Origin of the sequence: Agrobacterium sp. CNPSo 2736 (assembly GCF_004005385.1) — a bacterium.
GTDB lineage: Bacteria > Pseudomonadota > Alphaproteobacteria > Rhizobiales > Rhizobiaceae > Agrobacterium > Agrobacterium leguminum.
The window spans coordinates 148427-169139 of sequence record NZ_RZTX01000001.1 but is presented as its reverse complement, the minus strand read 5'-3'; the positions used below and the strand labels follow the sequence as shown (position 1 = coordinate 169139).

14 protein-coding genes are annotated in these 20713 nt (G+C 60.0%); 9 read left to right on the top strand and 5 right to left on the bottom strand.

Going from position 1 to position 20713, the window contains the following annotated elements; all coding sequences use genetic code 11:
- Positions 1–299 precede the first annotated feature (299 nt).
- Genes EM858_RS00755 through EM858_RS00745 form a run of 3 tightly spaced genes read left to right on the top strand, consistent with a single transcriptional unit; the run spans position 300 to position 3573 of the window.
- Positions 300–1496, top strand: a complete 1197-nt coding sequence (locus tag EM858_RS00755; protein WP_127755494.1) for an exo-alpha-sialidase — start codon at positions 300–302, stop codon at positions 1494–1496.
- Entirely contained in the window at positions 1493–2449 is a 957-nt protein-coding gene (gene pdxA / locus EM858_RS00750) for a 4-hydroxythreonine-4-phosphate dehydrogenase PdxA (RefSeq protein ID WP_127755493.1), read from the top strand. The genes EM858_RS00755 and pdxA overlap by 4 nt, the downstream gene beginning before the upstream one ends.
- Positions 2446–3573, top strand: a complete 1128-nt coding sequence (locus tag EM858_RS00745) for an iron-containing alcohol dehydrogenase (RefSeq protein ID WP_127755492.1) — start codon at positions 2446–2448, stop codon at positions 3571–3573. Before pdxA ends, EM858_RS00745 begins: the two co-directional genes overlap by 4 nt.
- Before the next feature lie 47 nt (positions 3574–3620).
- Here the strand turns inward: EM858_RS00745 and EM858_RS00740 are convergent, their stop codons facing one another.
- From EM858_RS00740 to EM858_RS00725, 4 genes are all read right to left on the bottom strand, one after another.
- On the bottom strand, positions 3621–4328 hold the full coding sequence (locus EM858_RS00740; RefSeq protein ID WP_003506041.1) for a FadR/GntR family transcriptional regulator: 708 nt from the start codon (positions 4326–4328) through the stop codon (positions 3621–3623).
- 4 nt (positions 4329–4332) lie between these two features.
- A complete protein-coding gene (locus tag EM858_RS00735) occupies positions 4333–5373 on the bottom strand; it encodes a four-carbon acid sugar kinase family protein (RefSeq protein WP_127755491.1) in 1041 nt (346 codons plus the stop codon).
- Between the two features lie 234 nt (positions 5374–5607).
- Complete coding sequence (locus EM858_RS00730; protein WP_127755490.1) at positions 5608–7851, bottom strand: polysaccharide deacetylase family protein; 2244 nt, start codon at positions 7849–7851, stop codon at positions 5608–5610.
- A 161-nt stretch (positions 7852–8012) separates the two neighbouring features.
- Positions 8013–8402, bottom strand: coding sequence for an acyl-CoA thioesterase (locus EM858_RS00725; protein ID WP_035260778.1), 390 nt, complete (start codon positions 8400–8402; stop codon positions 8013–8015).
- A gap of 173 nt (positions 8403–8575) precedes the next feature.
- On the opposite strand from EM858_RS00725, the gene EM858_RS00720 reads away from it, so the two are divergent.
- Entirely contained in the window at positions 8576–8770 is a 195-nt protein-coding gene (locus EM858_RS00720) for a hypothetical protein (protein ID WP_164865262.1), read from the top strand.
- 31 nt (positions 8771–8801) lie between these two features.
- On the opposite strand, the gene EM858_RS00715 is transcribed toward EM858_RS00720, so the two are convergent.
- Entirely contained in the window at positions 8802–10610 is a 1809-nt protein-coding gene (locus tag EM858_RS00715; protein WP_127755488.1) for an ABC transporter ATP-binding protein/permease, read from the bottom strand.
- Between the two features lie 292 nt (positions 10611–10902).
- On the opposite strand from EM858_RS00715, the gene EM858_RS00705 reads away from it, so the two are divergent.
- From EM858_RS00705 to EM858_RS00685, 5 genes are all read left to right on the top strand, one after another.
- Positions 10903–14229, top strand: a complete 3327-nt coding sequence (locus EM858_RS00705; protein WP_127755487.1) for a transglutaminase family protein — start codon at positions 10903–10905, stop codon at positions 14227–14229.
- A gap of 1 nt (position 14230) precedes the next feature.
- Positions 14231–16636 carry a circularly permuted type 2 ATP-grasp protein gene (locus tag EM858_RS00700; RefSeq protein ID WP_127755486.1) on the top strand — a complete coding sequence of 802 codons (2406 nt, stop codon included), beginning with the start codon at positions 14231–14233 and terminating at the stop codon, positions 16634–16636.
- Between the two features lie 4 nt (positions 16637–16640).
- Complete coding sequence (locus EM858_RS00695; protein WP_059757870.1) at positions 16641–17519, top strand: transglutaminase family protein; 879 nt, start codon at positions 16641–16643, stop codon at positions 17517–17519.
- A 168-nt stretch (positions 17520–17687) separates the two neighbouring features.
- Positions 17688–18926, top strand: coding sequence for a TadE/TadG family type IV pilus assembly protein (locus tag EM858_RS00690; RefSeq protein ID WP_127755887.1), 1239 nt, complete (start codon positions 17688–17690; stop codon positions 18924–18926).
- 111 nt (positions 18927–19037) lie between these two features.
- Positions 19038–20660 carry an ABC-F family ATP-binding cassette domain-containing protein gene (locus EM858_RS00685; RefSeq protein ID WP_078052130.1) on the top strand — a complete coding sequence of 541 codons (1623 nt, stop codon included), beginning with the start codon at positions 19038–19040 and terminating at the stop codon, positions 20658–20660.
- The last annotated feature ends 53 nt before the right edge of the window (positions 20661–20713 follow it).

Here is a 20713-nt window from a genome sequence, read left to right as displayed (position 1 = left end):
ATTCAGCAACATGGCGGCGCACCGCAAGGGGCATCTTAAAAATCCCCACCTCCTGCATTGAGGAGCATGGCGTGCGGATGATTGTCTCCTCCACCCGTAAGCAAAGCATCGACGTTATCGCAATTTTTGTCAATTTATTTTTCAATGGCAATTTTTCTTCAAGCCAAATCTCTTAATTTTATTTTTTAAAAACAAATACTTAATTCCAAAAATCAAAAATATAAGATCCTCTTTTTTTATCAAATAAACTTGACAACTTTTTGAATATGTCATTTTCATCGCAACAAGAGGAGACCACGATGACCCCTGATGACATCGCTCACGCCATGACCGGAGACATCCATGCCGCGTCGGAGGACCGGCAGGAAGCGTTCCTGCCGTCGCCCATGATCCAGAACCATGCGAGCTTCCTGCACCTTCTGGATGACGGCACCCTGCTCTGCGCCTGGTTCGGCGGCACGCTGGAAGGAAAATCGGATATTTCGATTTTCGCATCCGTGCTGCCAGCGGGGGCAACCCGCTGGGGAGCGCCGCAGCGCCTGAGCCACGACCCCGCCCATTCCGAACAGAACCCGATCCTCTTCACCGCACCGGATGGCGTTCTCTGGCTGTTTCATACCGCCCAGCCCTCCGGCAATCAGGATGAATGCCGCATCCGCATGGCGCGAATCCACCGCGACCCGACTGCACCGGAAAAGCTTGTTTCCGAAGAAGGACGTTTTCTCGATCTCCCCCGGGGCTGTTTCATCCGCGCACCGCTGCGCATCCGCGATGATGGCGTCTGGCTGCTGCCGATCTTCCGCTGCGTCCAGCGACCTGGCCAGAAATGGAACGGCAGCCATGATACGGCAGCGCTCGGCATATCCACGGACAATGGTGCGACTTGGCAATTGCAGGAGCTGGAGGAATCGACCGGCTGCGTGCATATGAGCCCGGTTGCGGTGACGAATGGGGGCTACGCCGCCTTCTTCCGCCGCCGTCAGGCCGATTTCGTCTATCGCACGGAAAGCGCCGATGGCGGCCGCTCATGGTCAAAGCCGCAGCCGACCGATGTGCCCAACAATAATTCCTCCATTGCGGTCATCAGGCTGAACGATGGCAGGCTGGCTATGATCTGCAACCCCGTCAACGCCGCGCAGTCGAGCGATCGCCGCGCCTCGCTTTATGACGAGTTGGGAGAGGAAGACGACAGGCCCGATGCCGATCCAAGCGGCGGCTGTGTGCCGATCTGGGGTGTGCCGCGCGCGCCGGTTTCGATCTGCCTGTCCGATGATGACGGGCGCAGTTTTACCACCCGGATCCTGATCGAAGAAGGGCCGGGCACCTGCCTTTCGAACGATTCGACCGATGGGCGTAATCTGGAAATGTCCTATCCGTGGCTTCTGGAAGCGCCGGACGGTACGCTGCATGCGAGCTACACCTATCATCGCCGCGCAATCAAATATGTCCGGCTGGCGCCCGGCTGGGCTGACGAGAACGACGGGAGACAAAGATGAGCAACATCATTGGCATCACCATGGGCGACCCCTGCGGCGTCGGCCCCGAGATCACGGTGCGGGCGCTCGCAGAAATGTCCGCCCCGGATCGTGCGGCGACGCGGATTTACGGCAACCTCGCCACGCTGGAAGCGGCGCGGGATGCGCTCGGCGTTGATATCGATCTTTCTCAGCACGTGGTCGACCTGCCCGTGGAGGGCGCGCCGCTGCCCTGGGGTAAATTGTCGCCAGTGGCCGGAGACGCCGCTTTCCGCTTTATCGAAAAGGCCGTTCGCGATGCCGAAGCGGGTGCAATCGGCTGCATCGTCACCGCGCCGATCAACAAGGAAGCCTTGAACCTCGCCGGTCACCATTATGACGGGCACACCGGCATGTTGCGCAGCCTCACCGGCTCCTCGGCCGCCTATATGCTGCTTGCTTCCGAACGGCTGAAGGTCATTCACGTTTCCACCCATGTCTCCCTGCAGGAGGCCATTCGCCGGGCGACGACGGAGCGGGTGCTGGCGACCATCCGCGCCGGCAACGCGCATCTGAAACGCATCGGTTATGTTCAACCGCGCATCGCGGTTGCCGGCATCAACCCGCATTGCGGTGAAAACGGCCTGTTCGGCACCGAGGATGACGACCAGATCGCACCGGCGGTCGCAGCCGCCCGCGCCGAAGGCATCGAGGTGCAGGGACCGATTTCCGCCGATACCGTGTTCCACCGGGCTTATTCCGGTGCTTTCGATCTCGTCGTCGCGCAATATCACGATCAGGGCCATATCCCGATCAAACTTGTCGCCTTCGACACCGCCGTCAACGTCTCGGTCGATTTGCCGATAGATCGCACCTCCGTCGATCACGGCACGGCTTTCGATATCGCCGGCAAGGGCATCGCCAATCACGGCAACATGAATGCGGCCATCGCATATGCGCGCAAGCTGGTGGCGGGCAAGGAGCGGAAGGAATGAGCATCATGTCGACAGCTCCCATTCTCATCCACCAGCCACGACGGCTCGCCGTTGGTGCCGGCACCATTTCACAGGTCGGCGCCTGGGCGGAAAAAACCGCATCGACCCTGATTATCGCCACACCGTTGACGGCAAAATTTGCCGAACGGCTGCGATTGCAGGGCCCTTTCACGATCTTCGACGCCATTCCCGGCGAACCGGACACCGCAACGCTCGAAGCCGCCCTTGCCGCAGCACGCGCCGCCAAACCGGATCTCGTCATCGGCCTCGGCGGCGGTTCGGTAATGGATGTGGCAAAGCTGGTCGCTGCCCTCTGGAATTCCAGCCAGTCGCTTGAAGACGTGGCGGGGCCGAACAGGGTTGCCGGGCGCGACACACGGCTGGTGCAGATCGCCACCACCGCCGGCACTGGCTCTGAAGCCGGCATCCGCTCGCTCATCACAGACCCGGTGAAAGGCAACAAGATCGCGGTCGAAAGCCCTCATCTGATCGCGGATTTCGCCGTGCTCGATCCGGAACTCACCTATTCCGTCCCATCAGCCGTTACGGCGGCAACCGGGGTGGATGCCATGGCCCATTGCGTCGAAGCCTTCACCAACCGCAAGGCCCATCCGATGATCGACGGTTTCGCGCGCATGGGCTTTGCGCTGGTCGGCAAATATCTGGCGCGCGCCGTCCGCGACGGTGCGGATACTGAAGCACGGGAAGGCATGATGCTTGCCTCCTATTATGGCGGCATCTGCCTCGGCCCGGTCAATACGGCGGCGGGCCACGCCATCGCCTATCCGCTCGGCACGCTTCTCAACCTGCCGCATGGGCTGGCGAACGCCATTATGTTTCCGCATGTTCTGGCCTTCAACCAGCCTGCGGTTTCGGCCAAGACAGCGGAAGTGGCGGGAGCGCTCGGGCTTCGCGAACACCTTTCGCCTGATGATCTGCGCAAGGCGGCAACGGATTTCTGCGCTGGGCTCGGCATCGAAATGTCGCTCGCACGCCATGGCGCAACTGAGGCCGATCTTCCCCGCTACGCTGAGGATGCGCATGCCATCCGCCGGTTGATGGACAATAACCCCGTCCACATGAGCGTCGAGGACGTGCTCGGCATTTACCGCCACGCCTTCTGAGCAAAAATCCGGTGCGCGGACGCGCGCATCGGTCTTCGGTCACCCGCTTAATCCGTATGCGAAGACTCGAACAGGCGGTCTCGCGATCCCGTCAGATGCTGGAGCATCAACTGGCGCGCCGCCTCTGCGTCCCCATCGGCAATCGCCTTTGCGATTGCCTCATGCTCGGCGAAAACACGCGTCAGGCCGGATGCCTCCCGCTTCACCGACATGCCGTGGAACTTCATTCCCACTGCAATATGGTCCTTCAGCGCCTCCATCGCGGTGGAGAAATAGCTGTTTCGCGCCGCCCGCGCGATGGCGAGATGGAACTGATAGTCGGCATCCTCGCGGTGCGACTGGCGATTTGTCGCGTCCCGCATCAGTTCGAGCGCCTTCCGGATCGCCGCAAGTCTCTCGCCATCGTGCCGCAAGGCTGCCGCAGCCGCCGCTGCCGGCTCCAGCGTCAGCCTGAATTCGTAACAGTTGAGAAGATCAGCAACGTTTTCGAGCTGTCCGAAGCCGAGCGGCTCGCGCAGGCCGAAGGCTCTGACATAGCTGCCGGAGCCTCTGCGGGAATAAATGAACCCCTGCTCGCGCAGCCGCCGCAACGCCTCGCGCACGACGGGTCGCGACACTTCGAATTCCATGGCGAGTTCATGCTCAGTCGGCAGCCGCTCATCCGGCTTGTAGGCGCCGGATTTGATCGCCCGGTGCATTCTCTCGAAAATAATGTCCGGAAGTGCCTTGCGCGCCGTTTCTTTCATCAGCCCCATCTGGTCAGCTCTCTCCAGCGTCATTGTCGCCAAGCATCATTTTCGCGATCCGTTTCAACGTATCAGCTTGCCCAAAACCGCCGGACTTCGCAATGATGCATTGATCTCCGGACCAGCCGACCCCGAGACCCGGCAGGCATTCGCCGGCAAGACGCAGGCGCGAAATACCCATGGCCCGAAGCACGGCTTCTGCCGTGGCTCCGCCCGACAACAGCAGCCTGGCCGCCCTGGCGGTCAAATGCGGCACGACGCCTTGCGCCAACCGGTCTGAAACCGCAAGCGGCGACAGATTTTCCTTACCCTGCGTCGCTTGAACCAACCTCAGACCGGCACTGTCATCGGTGTGTCGCGGCATAACGCCATTCGGCGCCTCAATGATCGAGACAGGCCCAGCGCTTTTGAGAACGTCAATCTGCTCTACGGTGATCGGATCGCGAGACCCGATGACAAAAAGCCCCTTGCCGGGTGGAACGAACGCCGCTTCAGGAACAGCCTGCGCCGTCATCGCTTCAGCCAACGCCTCGGCAAGGCCACGCGCGCCCACCAGAAGATCGGCCCCTTCCACCTGCGCGGCGGCGAGAGCTTCCCTGATATCGCCCTTTGATCGCGTATCGGGTATCGTGCAGCGGCCGGCATGTCCGCCCAGCCTTTCATGAACCGGAATGGCAGCTTCGACGCCAAAGCCGGAAACGGCTCCGCCCATAACGACGCGTCCGAAATCCGGAATGGCGGGTGCGACAAGCGCGTGCCGATAGGAAATCGCATCCATCTCCGCCGCAATATGCCCTTTCAGGCGGGAATCGATCTTCTTGAAAAGGATGGTATCGGCCGGAACCAGTCCCAACAGTTCCTGTGTGCGACGCCGGGCTTCATCCGCCTCGCCATCGCGGCAGCCGAGATTGACGCTGAGGACGGCAGGTGCATCTGCGAGCGCCGCACGCACACCGTCAAGCCCGATCGCGACCTCGGTCGCCAGCCCACGCCCGGCAAAGGGAGCGGCGGCGTCGAGCGCTCCGGTCAGATCATCGGCAAAAATCAGCAGCACGGGTGAGGCCTTCATAAAAGTTGTAATGTTTTGCGTCGATAAATTTATTTATAATCAATAGATAAATGGATGTGAATAACAAAAATTATGGCGCAGCTTTTCGGATTGGCCAATCAGCCGCAACGAGACCCAAAGGACAAGGGAAGAAATCGGAAACGGCAAAAAAAGAACGCCAAACGCGGGCCGCAAGCATATATGACGAGACGGCCGAGAGATGGCGAACGAACAACGTCGCTAGATGAACCGGAAGGGCAGGCCCGAGACGAGCGCCTTGACGAAGCGCTTCTTCTGAAAGCGTCCATTCAACGATACACGCGGCAACTGCGTCGGCTTTTCAAGGCTGTGGGGACCGATAACGCCAGCCTGCGTGGTCACGGCCGCGGAAAATCCTGCATCGTGAACCGCTTTCGCTTCACGTTCTCCCACGGCCTTCACCCAGCCATAGGGATAGGAAAAGGACCGTGGCCGGTTGCCGGCAAAGACTTCCACCCGGCGCGCCGATTCCGCAATCTCATAAGCCAGACGCGCCGCATCGATCTTGCGCATATTCACATGCGTCATGGTATGCGCGCCGAAATGCACCAGAGGGTCCTTCGCCAGCACCCTGAGCTCATCTTCATCCATGACAAGTTCGTCCACAATCGCGATGGGATCGACGCCATGCTGCCTCGCGATACGATCGATCCTTTCCACCGCCTCGTCTTCCGAAAAGTTCTGGACAAAATCTTCAAGCCGCGTGAATGCCTCCACTTTCTGCGAAGGGCTGGCGCATGCCACCTGCTCCGGCCCCGCCCCGAAATCGAATTCGAAAGACGCGGCTTTCTGCGTCAGGAGAGCAGCGGTTTCCCACCACAGGCTGCGTGTTCGCTTCACAAAACCCGGCGTGATGAAAATCGTGTAGGGAACGGCATATTTACGGAAGATCGGCGCGGCATAGTCGGCATTGTTTCGATAGCCGTCATCAAGCGTGAAGGCGCAAAACGACCGGCCTTCGTGATTATCGGCGAGCAGAGCCGGCAGATCGTGCAAATGCACGGGAACGAGACCGCATTCGAGTGCGGCCTGTATCGCCTCTTCCAGAAATTGCGGCGTGACGGACAATTGCACATTGGGTGCGAAAGCCGAAACAGCCCTTCCGGGGCGCACGTGATGAAGCGTGAAGATCACACCACGACCGGCAAAAGACGGAAATGCCGAACGGACGGCCGGGAGAGAACTCACCTCCAGCCCCGCCCTTATGGCTCCATATTTCACAAGGCGTTTTATCGGTTGAAAGAACATCCTCCCCGATTGTCCTGATGTCAGGCCGGGAAGAAGGCGTTTTCTCACGACTCTCGAGACCGTCAGCGGCAGGTCGATCAGACCCGGCAAGGGATCGTTCGGCGCAAAGGCGGCCCAACTGCGGATCTTGCCCAGAGAGGCGAAATATTCGCCGATTTTCGCCTGCCCCCTTCGGGCCAATGTGAAGGCGGCAACGGCATCGCGGACAAGATAGGACCAGGAAACGCCCTGCCGCACATTGCCGGGCTGGCCGACCGGCTCGCCATTGGCGACCCGCCATAGCAGGGCGCCAAGGTCGATGCCCGCCGCAGAGCAAAGGCCAAACCATGACCATGGGCGCGGATTGACATCGAGAAGCTTCAGTTTCCCGTCCCGGCCGTCGAGCTTGAATTCCGCCTCGACCAGCCCGCTATGGCCGGTCGATTTCAATATTTTTCGGGCCGCATCCACCGCTTGCCCGTTGTCGACGACCTCGACGCGGGTGCTGGTATAGCCGAAATCGACAGGATATTGCCGGGCGCGCCGGGCAGTGAATTCCGCTACCGGCTCTCCATTCAGCCAGAGCGCGGCGTAGGAGAACTGGCTTTCTCCCCCACCCGGAATGAGTTCCTGCACAACGACATTGCCGGCGCCGATCTCTCCGCTCGCATCGGCAAAAGCCGTGTTCAGAGCGTGTCGGTCATCGGCGCGAATGACTTTCGCCCGGGCGATGGTGGTATCGCCACCCCCCATATTCGGCTTGAGAATGACGGGAAACAATATGTCCAGCGTATCGATATCAGCGGCCGAGGCCAGCGCATAGGTTCGCGGAATACTGACGCCAAGTTCTGCGGCGCGCTGGTAAAGCAACGGTTTTTCGCAGAGCCATTGCAGGGCCGTCCAATCCGGCAGGATGATTTTGTAGAGCGAGGACAGTTCCTCAAGATGCTGCGCAACGAGCTGGACCTCTCCGTCACCGGACGGCACCAGCAGACAGCCCTTCAAACCATGCTTGTCGGCCATTTGAAGCAGGAACGGCAGTGCCCCGGCATCATGCGGGCCGGCCCAGCGGATTGTTTTCCGCACGAAACGCGACCAACCCGGCAAAGGGGAATCGTGGGTGAGGTAATAAACAGGCACATTCAGGGCGCCGAGATTTCGGGCAAGGGCGAGCGTGCCGTGAGCGCCGCCGACAATAACAACACCTGGAATGGTCAAAGCCTGATCCCCGTCCTATTCCATATCTTGATCGCAAAAATTGATAAATAAATTGGATATTTCTAAAGTATTGGGCGGACGGATATCGAATTGCGAAAAATCCGAAACGCCTGATCTTTTGCAGGCGTTTCGGAATTGCTGTGAAAAAAGGAGAGGCCGCCTCACGCCTCCTTGCGGACGGGGCGTGGATCGCCGTTGTCGTCCACCGCGACCATGATGAAGACGGCCTCCGTCACCTTCTCGCGTGAATCCTGATAGTGCCTGCGGGTCCAGGCCTCGATCTTCAGCGTGACGGAGGTGCGGCCGATCTTTTCGATTTTGGTGTAGACACACAATGTGTCGCCGATCTTGACCGGCTTCTTGAAGACGATCTCATTGACTGCGACGGTAACGGTGCGGCCGCCGGCCACATCATTGGCGCGGACGAAAGCGGCAAGGTCCATCTGCGACATGACCCAGCCGCCGAAAATATCGCCGGCTGGATTGGCATCGGCGGGCATCGCAAGCGTTCTGAGCGTGAGTTCCATATCGGCGGGCGGTTGCTGGTCCATGTCTTAAAGTCCTTTCACAAGCCTCCCGCTGCCGGACTTAAACAACCGCACCCCATCCGCCAATAGCCGATTTGTCGCGGCAGCCCTTCCAAAACAGCAAGGAATCACAGAGCCATCGTAAGCTTCGGTTAACCATGATGAGGCACGATTCCAAAAAACGCGAGGGCGTGCGAATGGCCTATGACTGGAGCGGAAACAACACAATACAGCAGCGCTACGACCGTATCGTCCTGGTGGTCGCCAGCGTCGTCGCCATCAGCCTGGCGACCGGCACCCTTGCCCTGCGTTCGCAGGTGGAGCCGGACACCACCATAAGCCTTGCCAAACAACAGCGGCTCGATTCAGACAAATGGCATTTGCGGCTCTAGTCCGCCCCGAACAGCCGAATGGCCCGATGACCTATTCCGGAGCGCTCCCGGCCCTGGAGATATTTTCCTTCTGCACGGTATGGTCGAGATGCGCCACAGCCGGGGCGAGAACCGACAGAAATGTTTCCGACCGGCCGATATAGATGATCGCCGCGCCGTCGATCCCGTTCAGAACTTCCGCCAGCGTATCCTGCGTCTGTTTTTCCAGCCCTTCGAGCAAATCGTCGATAACGACGAATTTCGGCTTCAGCAGCAGGGCATTGGCCACCCGGATGCTGGCCTGCTCGTCTGAATCCAGTTTTTTGTCCCAGCGAATATTTTCCTCGAGACGGGATGCCATCTCGCCGAGCCCGCAGGCAGTGAGCGCCGAGACATAATCCGCATCGGCAAAACGCTGGGGCGCGCGCGGATAGGCGAGGATTTCACGCAGCGATCCCGCCGGCAGATAACCGTGCTGAGCGATGAAAAGCGTGTCGGACTGTTCCGGCATCTCGATCCTGCCCTGTCCCCAGGGCCACAGGCCTGCCATCGCCGCAAACAGCAGCCTTCGGTTCACGCCCTGCTCGCCATTGATCATCAGGCGTTCGCCCGGCCCGATCTCGACTTCGCTCTCGCGCAGCTGGAAGCCGCGATCCAGATCCTGCCCACCCGCATCGCGGCAGATCACCACTGCCTGGAGGCGGATTTTTTCGTTCTCCGCACTACGTTGCAGATCGATCGTCAGGCCGTGCTGTTCGACGCTGTCCATCTGGATAAGCGCGTTACGGAACACCGAAACGCGTTGCAACGTCGCCTTCCAGCTGGCGATCGGCCCGAAATTGTCGATGTACCAGCGCAGCGCCGTGTTGACCTGGTTAAACGCACCGACGGCCATCATCAACCCGCCGAAGGTGAGGTTGCCGGAGAAATAAACCGGAGCCGCGATCAGGATCGGCGCCACCACCGCCAGCCAGCCATATCCTGCCGAAACCCATGTCAGATGTGTCAGCGCCATGGCGAGCCCACGAATGACGCCGAGCACCGCATCAATATCGATACCGATCCGCCGCCTTTCGTTCTTTTCGCCGCGCGCAAGGGCAATGGCGGCAAGATTTTCGCTGGCCCGCATCAGTGAGAAGCGAAGCTCCGCCTCTTTGGAATAACGCTCGGCATTCAGCCCCACCAGCCGATAACCGACGAGATTGCTGAGCAGGGAAGCCGAACCGGCGTAAAGGATCGCCGCCCAGACCATATAGCCGGGGATCGCATAGGTATCGCCGGTGATGGTGATGGTAAAACCAGCCGAGAGCGACCAGAGGACGCCGATAAAGCTGACGAGCAGGATCGTCGCATTGACGAGACCGATGGAAAGCGCCGTGCTGCTTTCAGCAAGGTTGCGGACATCGTCATGCAGGCGCTGGTCGGGGTTGATCGCAATGGTGCCGAAACCGGCAAGACGGGCGGCCCGCCCCGGTTTCAGCCATTGATCCACCATATCCTTGGCAAGACCCTCGCGCATGTTCAGCGCCGTCATCTGGTTCAGCCAGGTCTGGATGACGTTGAGGAGAAGCAACAGCCCCGCGATGATGGCGAAGACCTCCAGCTGGTGAATGAAGGCGGCAAGATCGCGCCGCTCCAGCGCGTTGTAAAACGGCGCGTTCCATTCATTGAGCCTGATCTGCCCATAGGCGGTGAGCAATATCACCGTAAGCAGCGCTATCGACAGCAAGATCAGCCGGGTGCGCACCGGCGAGGTCCAGAAGGCACGCCCCATCATGCGCAGCTGCGCCGGGAAATCGAGATCGAAACCCGAAAGATTAGCCGCGCTTTTGCGCTGATCGTCGGTCACCGTTGTTGCCATTCATTCCATTCCGAAACGTCAGTCGGCAAAGAAAGCGGGTCGCGATTCTGCGCCTTTCATTGCCAAGCAATAACACGCCGTTCGACCTTGTCCACAATCCCGGCGAAATCTCAGCGGCGATGATTGAAAAGCCCGGACAATTCTTACCGCGGGCAAATATCGCGGCCTCGACCAACAATGCGGTTGCCCCCGGAAATGATCCTTGCTTTCTTTTCCTGCATTGCACAAAATCCGAATAATTTCAGAGGGGCGGACAAACCGCATAAGCCGGAAAACCGGGCAAGGCAGATTAATGGCGATCAAAGCGAGCATCTATCATCTGACGCATTATAAATACGATAATCCGGTTCGCCTTGGACCACAGATCATAAGATTAAAGCCCGCCTCGCACTCCAGAACCCGCGTTATCAGCCATTCGCTCAAGGTTTCGCCCTCCAATCACTTCGTGAACCTTCAGCAGGATCCCTACGGCAATTACCTCGCCCGCTTCGTTTTTCCCGAGCCGGCGACGGAATTTAAGATCGAGGTCGATCTTGTCGCCGATATGACGGTTTACAATCCGTTCGATTTCTTTGTGGAGGAAGAGGCGACAAAGTGGCCCTTCGACTATCCGCAGGAATTGCGTGACGATCTCTCCATCTACACGAAGCCGGAGCCGACAGGCCCGCTGCTCGCCGCCTTCATGGCCACCGTCGACCGCACACCGGGGCAACAGACGGTGGACATGGTCGTTGGCCTCAATGCCCGCCTGCAACAGGAGATCGGTTACGTCATCCGCATGGAACCGGGCGTCCAGACGCCGGAGGAAACGCTTGCTTCCGGCAAGGGGTCCTGCCGCGATACCAGCTGGCTGCTCGTGCAGGTTCTGCGCCATCTTGGCCTCGCCGCCCGTTTCGTGTCGGGATATCTCATTCAGCTCACCCCCGATCTGAAGGCGCTGGATGGCCCATCCGGCACAGAAGTGGACTTCACCGATCTGCACGCCTGGGCCGAAGTCTATATGCCCGGCGCCGGCTGGATCGGCCTCGACCCCACCTCGGGACTTCTGACGGGCGAGAGCCATATTCCGCTGGCGGCAACCCCGCATTACCGCAATGCGGCACCGATTTCCGGCGGTTATTACGGCCATGCCAATACGGAATTCGCCTTCGACATGCAGGTCCGGCGGGTTACCGAAACGCCGCGCATCACCAAACCTTTTTCGGATGAAAGCTGGGAGGAACTCAATGCGCTCGGCCAGGAGGTCGATGACGTTCTGAACAGCCATGACGTCCGGCTGACCATGGGCGGCGAACCGACCTTCGTTTCCATCGACGATTTCGAATCCGACGAATGGAACACCGGCGCGGTGGGGCCGACAAAGCGTGAAAAGGCCGATGCCCTGATCCGCCGCCTGCGTGAGCGTTTCGCACCGGGCGGCTTTCTGCATTACGGGCAGGGAAAATGGTATCCGGGCGAAAGCCTGCCGCGCTGGACCTTTTCGCTCTATTGGCGCAAGGACGGCCTGCCGATCTGGCAGAATCCGGCGCTGATCGCCGAGGAGGGCGCAAATACAGGCGTCAAGGCGGAAGATGCGCAGAAACTGCTGGGTGGCATAGCCTCCCATCTCGGCATCGAGCCGGAACTGGTACTGCCGGCCTATGAGGATCCGGCCGAATGGATCATCAAGGAAGGCAGCCTTCCCGACAACGTCGACCCGTCCAATTCCAAGCTGAAAGACCCGGAAGAGCGAAACCGCATGGCCCGCGTCTTCGAGCGGGGGCTGACGACACCGACCGGCTATATTCTTCCCGTTCAGGCGTGGAATGCGCGCGCCACGGGCAAACGCTGGATCAGCGAAAAATGGAAGACGCGGCGCGGTAAAATATTCCTCGTTCCGGGTGACAGCCCGGTGGGTTACCGCCTGCCGCTCGGCACCCTGCCCTATGTGCCGCCATCCGCCTATCCCTATATTCATGAAGCTGATCCTTCGATCCCCCGCGGTCCGCTTCCCGACGTCCTGACGCCATCGGGCCGCGCCATGCCCGAAGCCTCCTTCCATGCCAGCGAGGCCGCAGGGCAGGAGCGCATAGAACAGACGCTCGGTGAAATCGGCGGCGCGGTGCGCACCGCCATGTCGGTGGAACCGCGTGACGGAAGGCTCTGCGTCTTCATGCCGCCGGTGGAGCGTATCGAGGACTATCTGGAACTGATTGCGGCAGCGGAAGCGGCAGCCGCCGATCTTGGCTTGCCCGTCCATATCGAGGGTTATGCGCCGCCGCATGACGAGCGCGTCAATGTGATCCGCGTCGCACCCGATCCCGGCGTCATCGAGGTCAACATCCACCCCGCCGCGGGCTGGAAGGATTGCGTCGACATCACCACGGCTGTTTATGAGGAGGCGCGTCAATCGCGTCTCGGCGCCGACAAGTTCATGATCGACGGCCGCCACACCGGCACCGGCGGTGGCAACCACGTGGTCGTGGGCGGCGCCAACCCCAATGACAGCCCCTTCCTGCGCCGGCCCGATCTTCTCAAAAGTCTCGTTCTGCACTGGCAGCGGCATCCCTCGCTCTCCTACCTTTTCTCAGGTCTCTTCATCGGCCCGACGAGCCAGGCGCCGCGTATCGACGAAGCCCGCCACGACAGTCTCTACGAGCTGGAGATCGCGCTTGCGCAGGTGCCTGCCCCCGGAGGAGGCGTGCCGCCGCTGCCATGGCTGGTCGACCGGCTGTTCCGCAATCTTCTGACGGATGTGACGGGCAATACCCATCGCGCGGAAATCTGCATCGACAAGCTGTTTTCGCCTGACGGGCCGACCGGCCGCCTCGGCCTTGTGGAATTCCGTGGTTTCGAAATGCCGCCCAACGCGCGCATGTCGCTCGCCCAGCAATTGCTGGTGCGCGCCCTCATCGCCCGCTTCTGGAAAAACCCGGCCGCCGGCAAATTCGTGCGCTGGGGTATGGCGCTCGCCGACCGCTTCATGCTGCCGCATTATATCTGGGCGGATTTCCTCGACGTGCTTGCCGACCTCAGGGAAAACGGTTTCGACCTCAAGCCGGAATGGTTCACCGCCCAGCAGGAATTCCGTTTCCCCTTCTTCGGCGAGGTGGAATATGAGGGCGCGAAGCTGGAACTGCGCCAGGCGCTGGAGCCCTGGCATGTGATGGGCGAACAGGGCGCCATCGGCGGAACCGTGCGTTATGTCGACAGCTCCGTCGAGCGCCTGCAGGTGCGGCTGGAAACCTCCAATCCCACCCGTTACGCGGTGGCATGCAACGGCCGCGCCGTTCCGCTGACCCCGACGGAAAACCGCAGTGTCGCGGTCGCCGGCGTTCGCTTCAAGGCATGGCAGCCCGCTTCCGGCCTGCATCCTGTTCTGCCCGTCAATTCACCCTTGACCTTTGACATTTATGATACATGGTCGAGGCGATCGATCGGCGGATGCATCTACCATGTTGCTCATCCGGGCGGGCGCAATTACGAGACGTTTCCCGTCAACGGCAATGAGGCCGAGGCACGCCGCCTCGCCCGTTTCGAACCATGGGGGCATACGGCAGGGCAATATCCGCTACAGGCGGAAACCATGTCGCCAGAATTTCCGCTGACGCTCGATCTGCGTCGGCCTTACGGAGTGTAAATTGTCCAAAGCCCCGGCAACGGAACGCAAGACGGAAACAGGCGCGCAACCGCGTGGGCTTGAATATTCCCCCTTGCCGGGCGTTGCCGACGAAATGCTAGATACCAATGGCAAGGTCAGGCCGGTCTGGAAGACCCTGCTCGACGCCCTGTCGCGCATGTCGGAACGGGAATTGCATGAGCGCTTTGCCCGCACCGACCGCTATCTGCGCGATGCCGGTGTGTTCTATCGCGATTACGGCAAGGGCAGCAGCGAAAGAAACTGGCCGATCTCCCATATTCCGGTCCTGATCGACGACAGGGAGTGGGCGGTTCTTTCCGAAGGGCTGAAACAGCGCGCCAATCTTCTGGAGGCTATGGTCGCCGATTTTTACGGCGAAAACCGGCTGGTCAAGGAAGGTTTCGTGCCGCCGGCCCTGATCGCCTCCAATCCGGAATATCTGCGGCCCATGGTCGGCGTAAAACCGGCGAGCGGCCATTATCTGCATTTCTGTTCCTTCGAGATCGGGCGCGGACCTGACGGCAACTGGTGGGTGCTGGCAGACCGGACGCAGGCGCCTTCCGGTGCGGGTTTCGCGCTCGAAAACCGGGTGGCAACCACCCGTGCACTTTCCGACATCTATGCCGAAACCCATGTGCACCGTCTGGCCTCGTTCTTCGGCGCTTTCCGTGACACGCTGCAGGCGCAAAGAAAGCACCCCGACGACCGGATCGCCGTGCTGACGCCCGGCCCCGCCAACGAAACCTATTTCGAACACGCCTATATCGCCCGTTATCTTGGCTTCATGCTGCTGGAAGGCGAAGACCTCACCGTTGTCAACGGCCGCGTCATGGTCAGAACCGTAGCGGGACTGAAACCGGTCGGCGTTCTCTGGCGGCGTCTCGACGCCTCCTATTCCGACCCGCTGGAACTGAACCAGCAATCCCATATCGGCACGCCGGGCATGGTGCAGGCGCTGCGCAATGAAGCGCTTACCGTCGTCAATGCGCTCGGCAGCGGCATTCTCGAAACGCGGGCGCTGCTCGCCTTCATGCCCCGCATCTGCCGCCACATTCTGGGCGAGGAGCTGAAACTGCCCTCCATCGCCACCTGGTGGTGCGGGCAGGAATCGGAACGCCGCCATGTCGCCGGCAATATCGAAGGCATGGTCATCGGCCCGGCCTACTCAAGGCTTCCCTTCTTTGACGACAACGGTCAATCCGTGCTCGGCTCATCGCTGCGCGAAACGGCGAAGGAGTCGATCAGCGACTGGCTCGCCTCCGACGGCCACAGGCTGGTGGGACAGGAGGTGGTGACGCTTTCGACAACCCCGGCCTATATCGACAACAAGCTCGTCCCGCGCCCGATGAGCCTTCGCGTTTTTGCCGCGCGCACCCAGGACGGCTGGCAGATAATGCCCGGCGGCTTTGCGCGCATCGGCAGCGGCGACGATGTCTCCGCCATCGCCATGCAATCGGGCGGAAGTGCTGCGGATGTCTGGATCGTCAGCGACAAGCCGGTGGAACGCACCACGCTTCTGCCGGCGGAAGAAAGCTTTACCCGCAATATGCCGGGCAGCCTGCCGAGCCGCGCAGCCGACAATCTCTTCTGGCTCGGCCGTTATATCGAGCGTTCGGAAGGCGCCCTGCGCATCCTGCGCGCCTGGCACGGGCGTTATGCCGAATCTGCCGATCCGCGCCAGCCTTTGCTCGCGCATGTGACGCGCTATCTCGAAGCGCTCGATGTGGAGATGAGCGATGCCGTGCCGGAAAGCCTGCTGAACAACATCAACAGCGCGCTTTATTCCGCCAGCAATATCCGCGACCGCTTTTCGCCTGACGGGTGGCTGGCGCTGAACGACCTTGCCAAAACCGCCCGCCGTTTCCACGCGAAAGTAGCCCCCGGTGACGACGCTACCCATGCCATGACGATCCTGCTGCGCAAGCTTGCGGGCTTTGCCGGTCTCGTGCACGAAAACATGTATCGCTTCACCGGCTGGCGTTTCCTGTCGATCGGTCGCTACCTGGAGCGCGGCCTGCATATGACGCGCCTTCTCGGCCATATGACCGGCCCGGATGCGCCTGACGGCTCCTATGACATGCTGCTCGAAATCGGCGACAGCGTCATGACCCATCGCCGTCGCTACAACGTCAATACGGCCGGCCTGACCGTGACCGATCTTCTGGCACTCGACCCGCTCAACCCCCGCTCGATCCTGTTCCAGCTGAACGAGATCCGCACCGAGGTGGAGCAGCTTCCGAACGCCTTCGTGAACGGTCAGATGTCGCCCTTCTACCGCGAGGCGATGCGCCTGCATTCCGGGCTTGCGGTCATGACGCCGGAAAACATGAACGGCGCGATCTATCGCCAGCTCGAAACCGACATGGAACATCTCTCCGATGTTCTGGCCCGGACCTATCTCGGATAATCCTATGCTTTACGATCTTTCCCTGCATATGGGTTACACCTACGATACGCTGGCCCACGGCGCGCGTCACATCATCCGTGTCCTGCCGCTCTCCATCCCCGGCCGGCAGCGGCTTGTCGCCGGCTCCATCGATGTTTCGCCGGTGCCGGAAGAACGTGCCACCTTCGAGGATTTCTTTCATCAATCGGCCACCTCCGTGCATCTGCGCGCGCCGCATGAGAAGCTGGATATCCGCATGCAGGCCCGCGTGATGGTGGAGGCGCCGGCGCTGACGGCGGATTTCTCTCCGGAACTCTCCCGCCTGCCGCAGGACCTGGCCGATGTCTGGTCGCTCGATTTCCAGTCGCCGCACCACTTCATCGGCGCAAGCCCAAGGATCGGAATGGATGCGGCAATATCCGCCTATGCCCGGGAATTGCTGAAACCCGGAATGACCATTCGCGAAATCGCGCTCTCTTTGTGCAAGCGCATCCATAAGGACTTTACCTATGACGGCGAGGCGACGACCGTCGATACGACGCCATCGGAAGCCTTCAAGCTGAAGCGCGGCGTGTGCCAGGATTTTTCGCATATCATGATCATGGCGCTGCGCAGCCTCGGCATTCCCGCCGGTTATGTCAGCGGTTTCCTGCGCACCATTCCACCACCGGGCAAGGAACGGCTTGAAGGCGCCGATGCAATGCATGCCTGGGTTCGCGTCTGGTGCGGAGAAGCCGCCGGTTATCTGGAACTCGATCCCACCAATGATATCGTCGCCGGAAGCGACCATATCGTCGTCGGTTACGGCCGGGATTATTCCGATGTCGCCCCTGTGATCGGCGTCTTGAAGAGCTATGGCAACCAGCAGATAAAGCAGGCCGTCGACGTCATCCCCGTCCAATAATGACACGATGTGTATTATTGCGGCCATCGCGCCAAACAATTCTTGAAAATACTTCGAAAACTGCTCCAATTTGAACGCTTCGTAAAATTGAACCGATCACGTTAGCGGATTTTACATCGTTTGCGGCTTTTCTGCGCTCAGTCGAATATTCTAATCCGTGAGCCCGTCATGACCGCCTCTGCACATCAAAAAACGAAGCGCCGTTTTCTTGCCGATACCAGCGGCAATTTTGGCATGATGACAGCCATTCTGCTGCCGGTGTTGCTGGGTTTTGCCGGCGCCGGCATGGAGTTGGCGAATGTGATGCAGGTGAAAGCGGATATGCAGAATACCGCGGATTCTGCAGCCCTTGCAGCAGCGACCGAGGCCCGTTTAAAAATGGGCGACCTGACGGACGAGCAGATCAAGGCAATCGCCAGGAACTTCATCGCGGCCCAGATGGAAAAGAACCTGACCGCAGAAGAGAAAAAGGAACTGGAGCAGAATTCTCCGACCAATATCACGACAAGCGAAAATGCCCGCGGCAAGACCTACACCGTTGAGACCACGATCAACCACCGCGTACAGCTCAATCCGCTGCTGGGGTTCATTGGCGCAAAAACACTCGATCTTTCGGTAACGGGCACCGCAAAGAGCACCGTCAACAAGGGCGCACCGATCTCCATGTATCTGGCGCTTGATCGTTCCGGTTCGATGTCATTCAAGACGGACACGATCGATACAAAAAAGACATCGTGCCAGAACTACACCTCTGATAATTGGAGCAAATATCCCAATCTGGCCAAGACATCGCCCTGCTATGTCAACAAGGCCATATCTCTCAAAACTGCCGTCGGGTTCCTCGTCGCAACATTGAACAAGGCTGATCCGACCTATACGGCTAACGGCGGTTCAGAGCTCGTCCGCACGGGTGCCTCGGTCTATACACATGAGACCTATGCGGCCCAGCCCATCAGCTGGGGTACGGGCAGCGTTGTCAGCTACGTGGACAAGCAAATCCCGGAATTCCCCACCGGCGGCACCGATGCTCGCAGCAGCCTGACCGCCGCCTATAACGCCCTTAAAAAAGCCAACACCGACGAAGCGAAAGCACACAAAGACAAAGGTAGTGAATCGTTCGAGCGCTACATTGTTCTCATGACCGACGGTGAAATGACGGGCAACAGCGCCTCGTGGAACTCCAGCATCGACCAGTCCGTGCGCACCACCTGCGAGACCGCCAAAAAGGACGGGATCAAGATTTTCAGCGTTGCCTTCATGGCGCCGGACAAGGGCAAGTCGCTGTTGCAATATTGCGCATCCAGCCTCGACAATTATTACGCGCCGGAAAACATGGAGCAGATCGTCACAGCCTTTGGCGAAATCGCCCGCAAGGCTGCCGGCAGCATAGCCACGCTCACCAACTGATTCTGTTTCCGGAGCGTCTTGTCGGCTGCATGGCTGACAAGACGTGTGCGGCAGGTGACAGCGGCGGCGGCCCGTGGCATAGGAGGGCCGCTCCCATTCACAGGCCCTGTCATGATCCGCATCGAAAACATCAGCAAGTCGAACAGTCATCGCATTCTCTATATCGAGGCCTCCGCCGCGCTCAATCGCGGCGAGAAGATCGGCCTTGTCGGTCCGAACGGTGCCGGCAAGACCACGCTGTTCCGGATGATCACCGGCGAAGAACAGCCCGACGAGGGCCAGGTCGTCGTCGAAAAGGGCATGACGGTCGGTTATTTCGATCAGGATGTCGGTGAAATGTCCGGCCGCTCGGCCGTCGCGGAAGTCATGGAAGGCGCAGGCCCCGTCAGCGAAGTGGCGGCGGAGCTTCGGGAACTGGAAGCCGCCATGTCCGATCCCGACCGGATGGACGAGATGGACACCATCATCGAACGTTACGGCGAAGTGCAGGCGCGTTATGAGGAACTGGACGGCTACGCGCTGGAAGGCCGTGCGCGCGAAGTGCTGGACGGGTTGAGCTTCAGCCAGGAGATGATGGACGGCGATGTTTCCAAGCTTTCCGGCGGCTGGAAGATGCGCGTGGCGCTCGCCCGCATCCTCTTGATGCGCCCGGATGTGATGCTGCTCGACGAACCGTCGAACCATCTCGATCTCGAAAGCCTGATCTGGCTCGAGGATTTCCTGAAGAATTACGACGGCGCTTTGCTGATGACGTCGCATGACCGCGAATTCATGAACCGCATCGTCACCAAGATCATCGAAATCGATGCCGGCAATCTCACCACCTATTCCGGTGATTACGGCTTTTACGAACAGCAGCGCGCGCAGAACGAAAAGCAGCAGCAGGCGCAGTTCGAACGCCAGCAGGCCATGCTCGCCAAGGAAATCAAGTTCATCGAACGCTTCAAGGCCCGGGCTTCGCACGCCTCGCAGGTGCAGAGCCGCGTGAAGAAACTCGAGAAGATCGACCGCGTCGAGCCGCCAAAACGGCGTCAGACGGTGGCTTTCGAATTTGCCCCCGCTCCTCGCTCAGGCGAGGATGTCGTGGCGCTGAAGAAGGTGAACAAGGCCTATGGCAGCCGCACGATCTATGGCGAGCTCGATTTCATGGTGCGGCGCAAGGAACGCTGGTGCATCATGGGCGTCAACGGTGCTGGAAAATCGACGCTGCTGAAGCTGGTGACCGGCACGACGGAACCGGATTCCGGCAATGTCACGCTCGGCGCCAGCGTCAAACTCGGCTATTTCGCCCAGCACGCCATGGATGTTCTGGATGGCGACAGCACCATTCTCGAATGGCTGGAGGAGCGTTTTCCGAAAGCGGGGCAGGCGCCGTTGCGCGCCCTTGCCGGCTGTTTCGGCTTTTCCGGCGACGACGTGGAAAAACGTTGCCGTGTTCTTTCCGGCGGCGAAAAGGCCCGTCTCGTCATGGCGGCCATGCTGTTCGATCCGCCGAACTTCCTCGTGCTGGACGAGCCGACCAACCATCTCGATCTCGACACCAAGGAAATGCTTATCAAGGCCCTGTCGGATTATGAAGGCACGATGCTGTTCGTTTCGCACGACCGCCATTTCCTGGCCGCGCTTTCGAACCGGGTGCTGGAACTGACACCCGATGGCATCCACCAATATGGCGGCGGCTATACCGAATATGTCGAAAGCACGGGACAGGAAGCACCGGGCCTTCGCAGCTAAGCCACCTGCCGGACGCATCGCACTGTAACGGCAGCTTTCGTTTGGAGACTGGA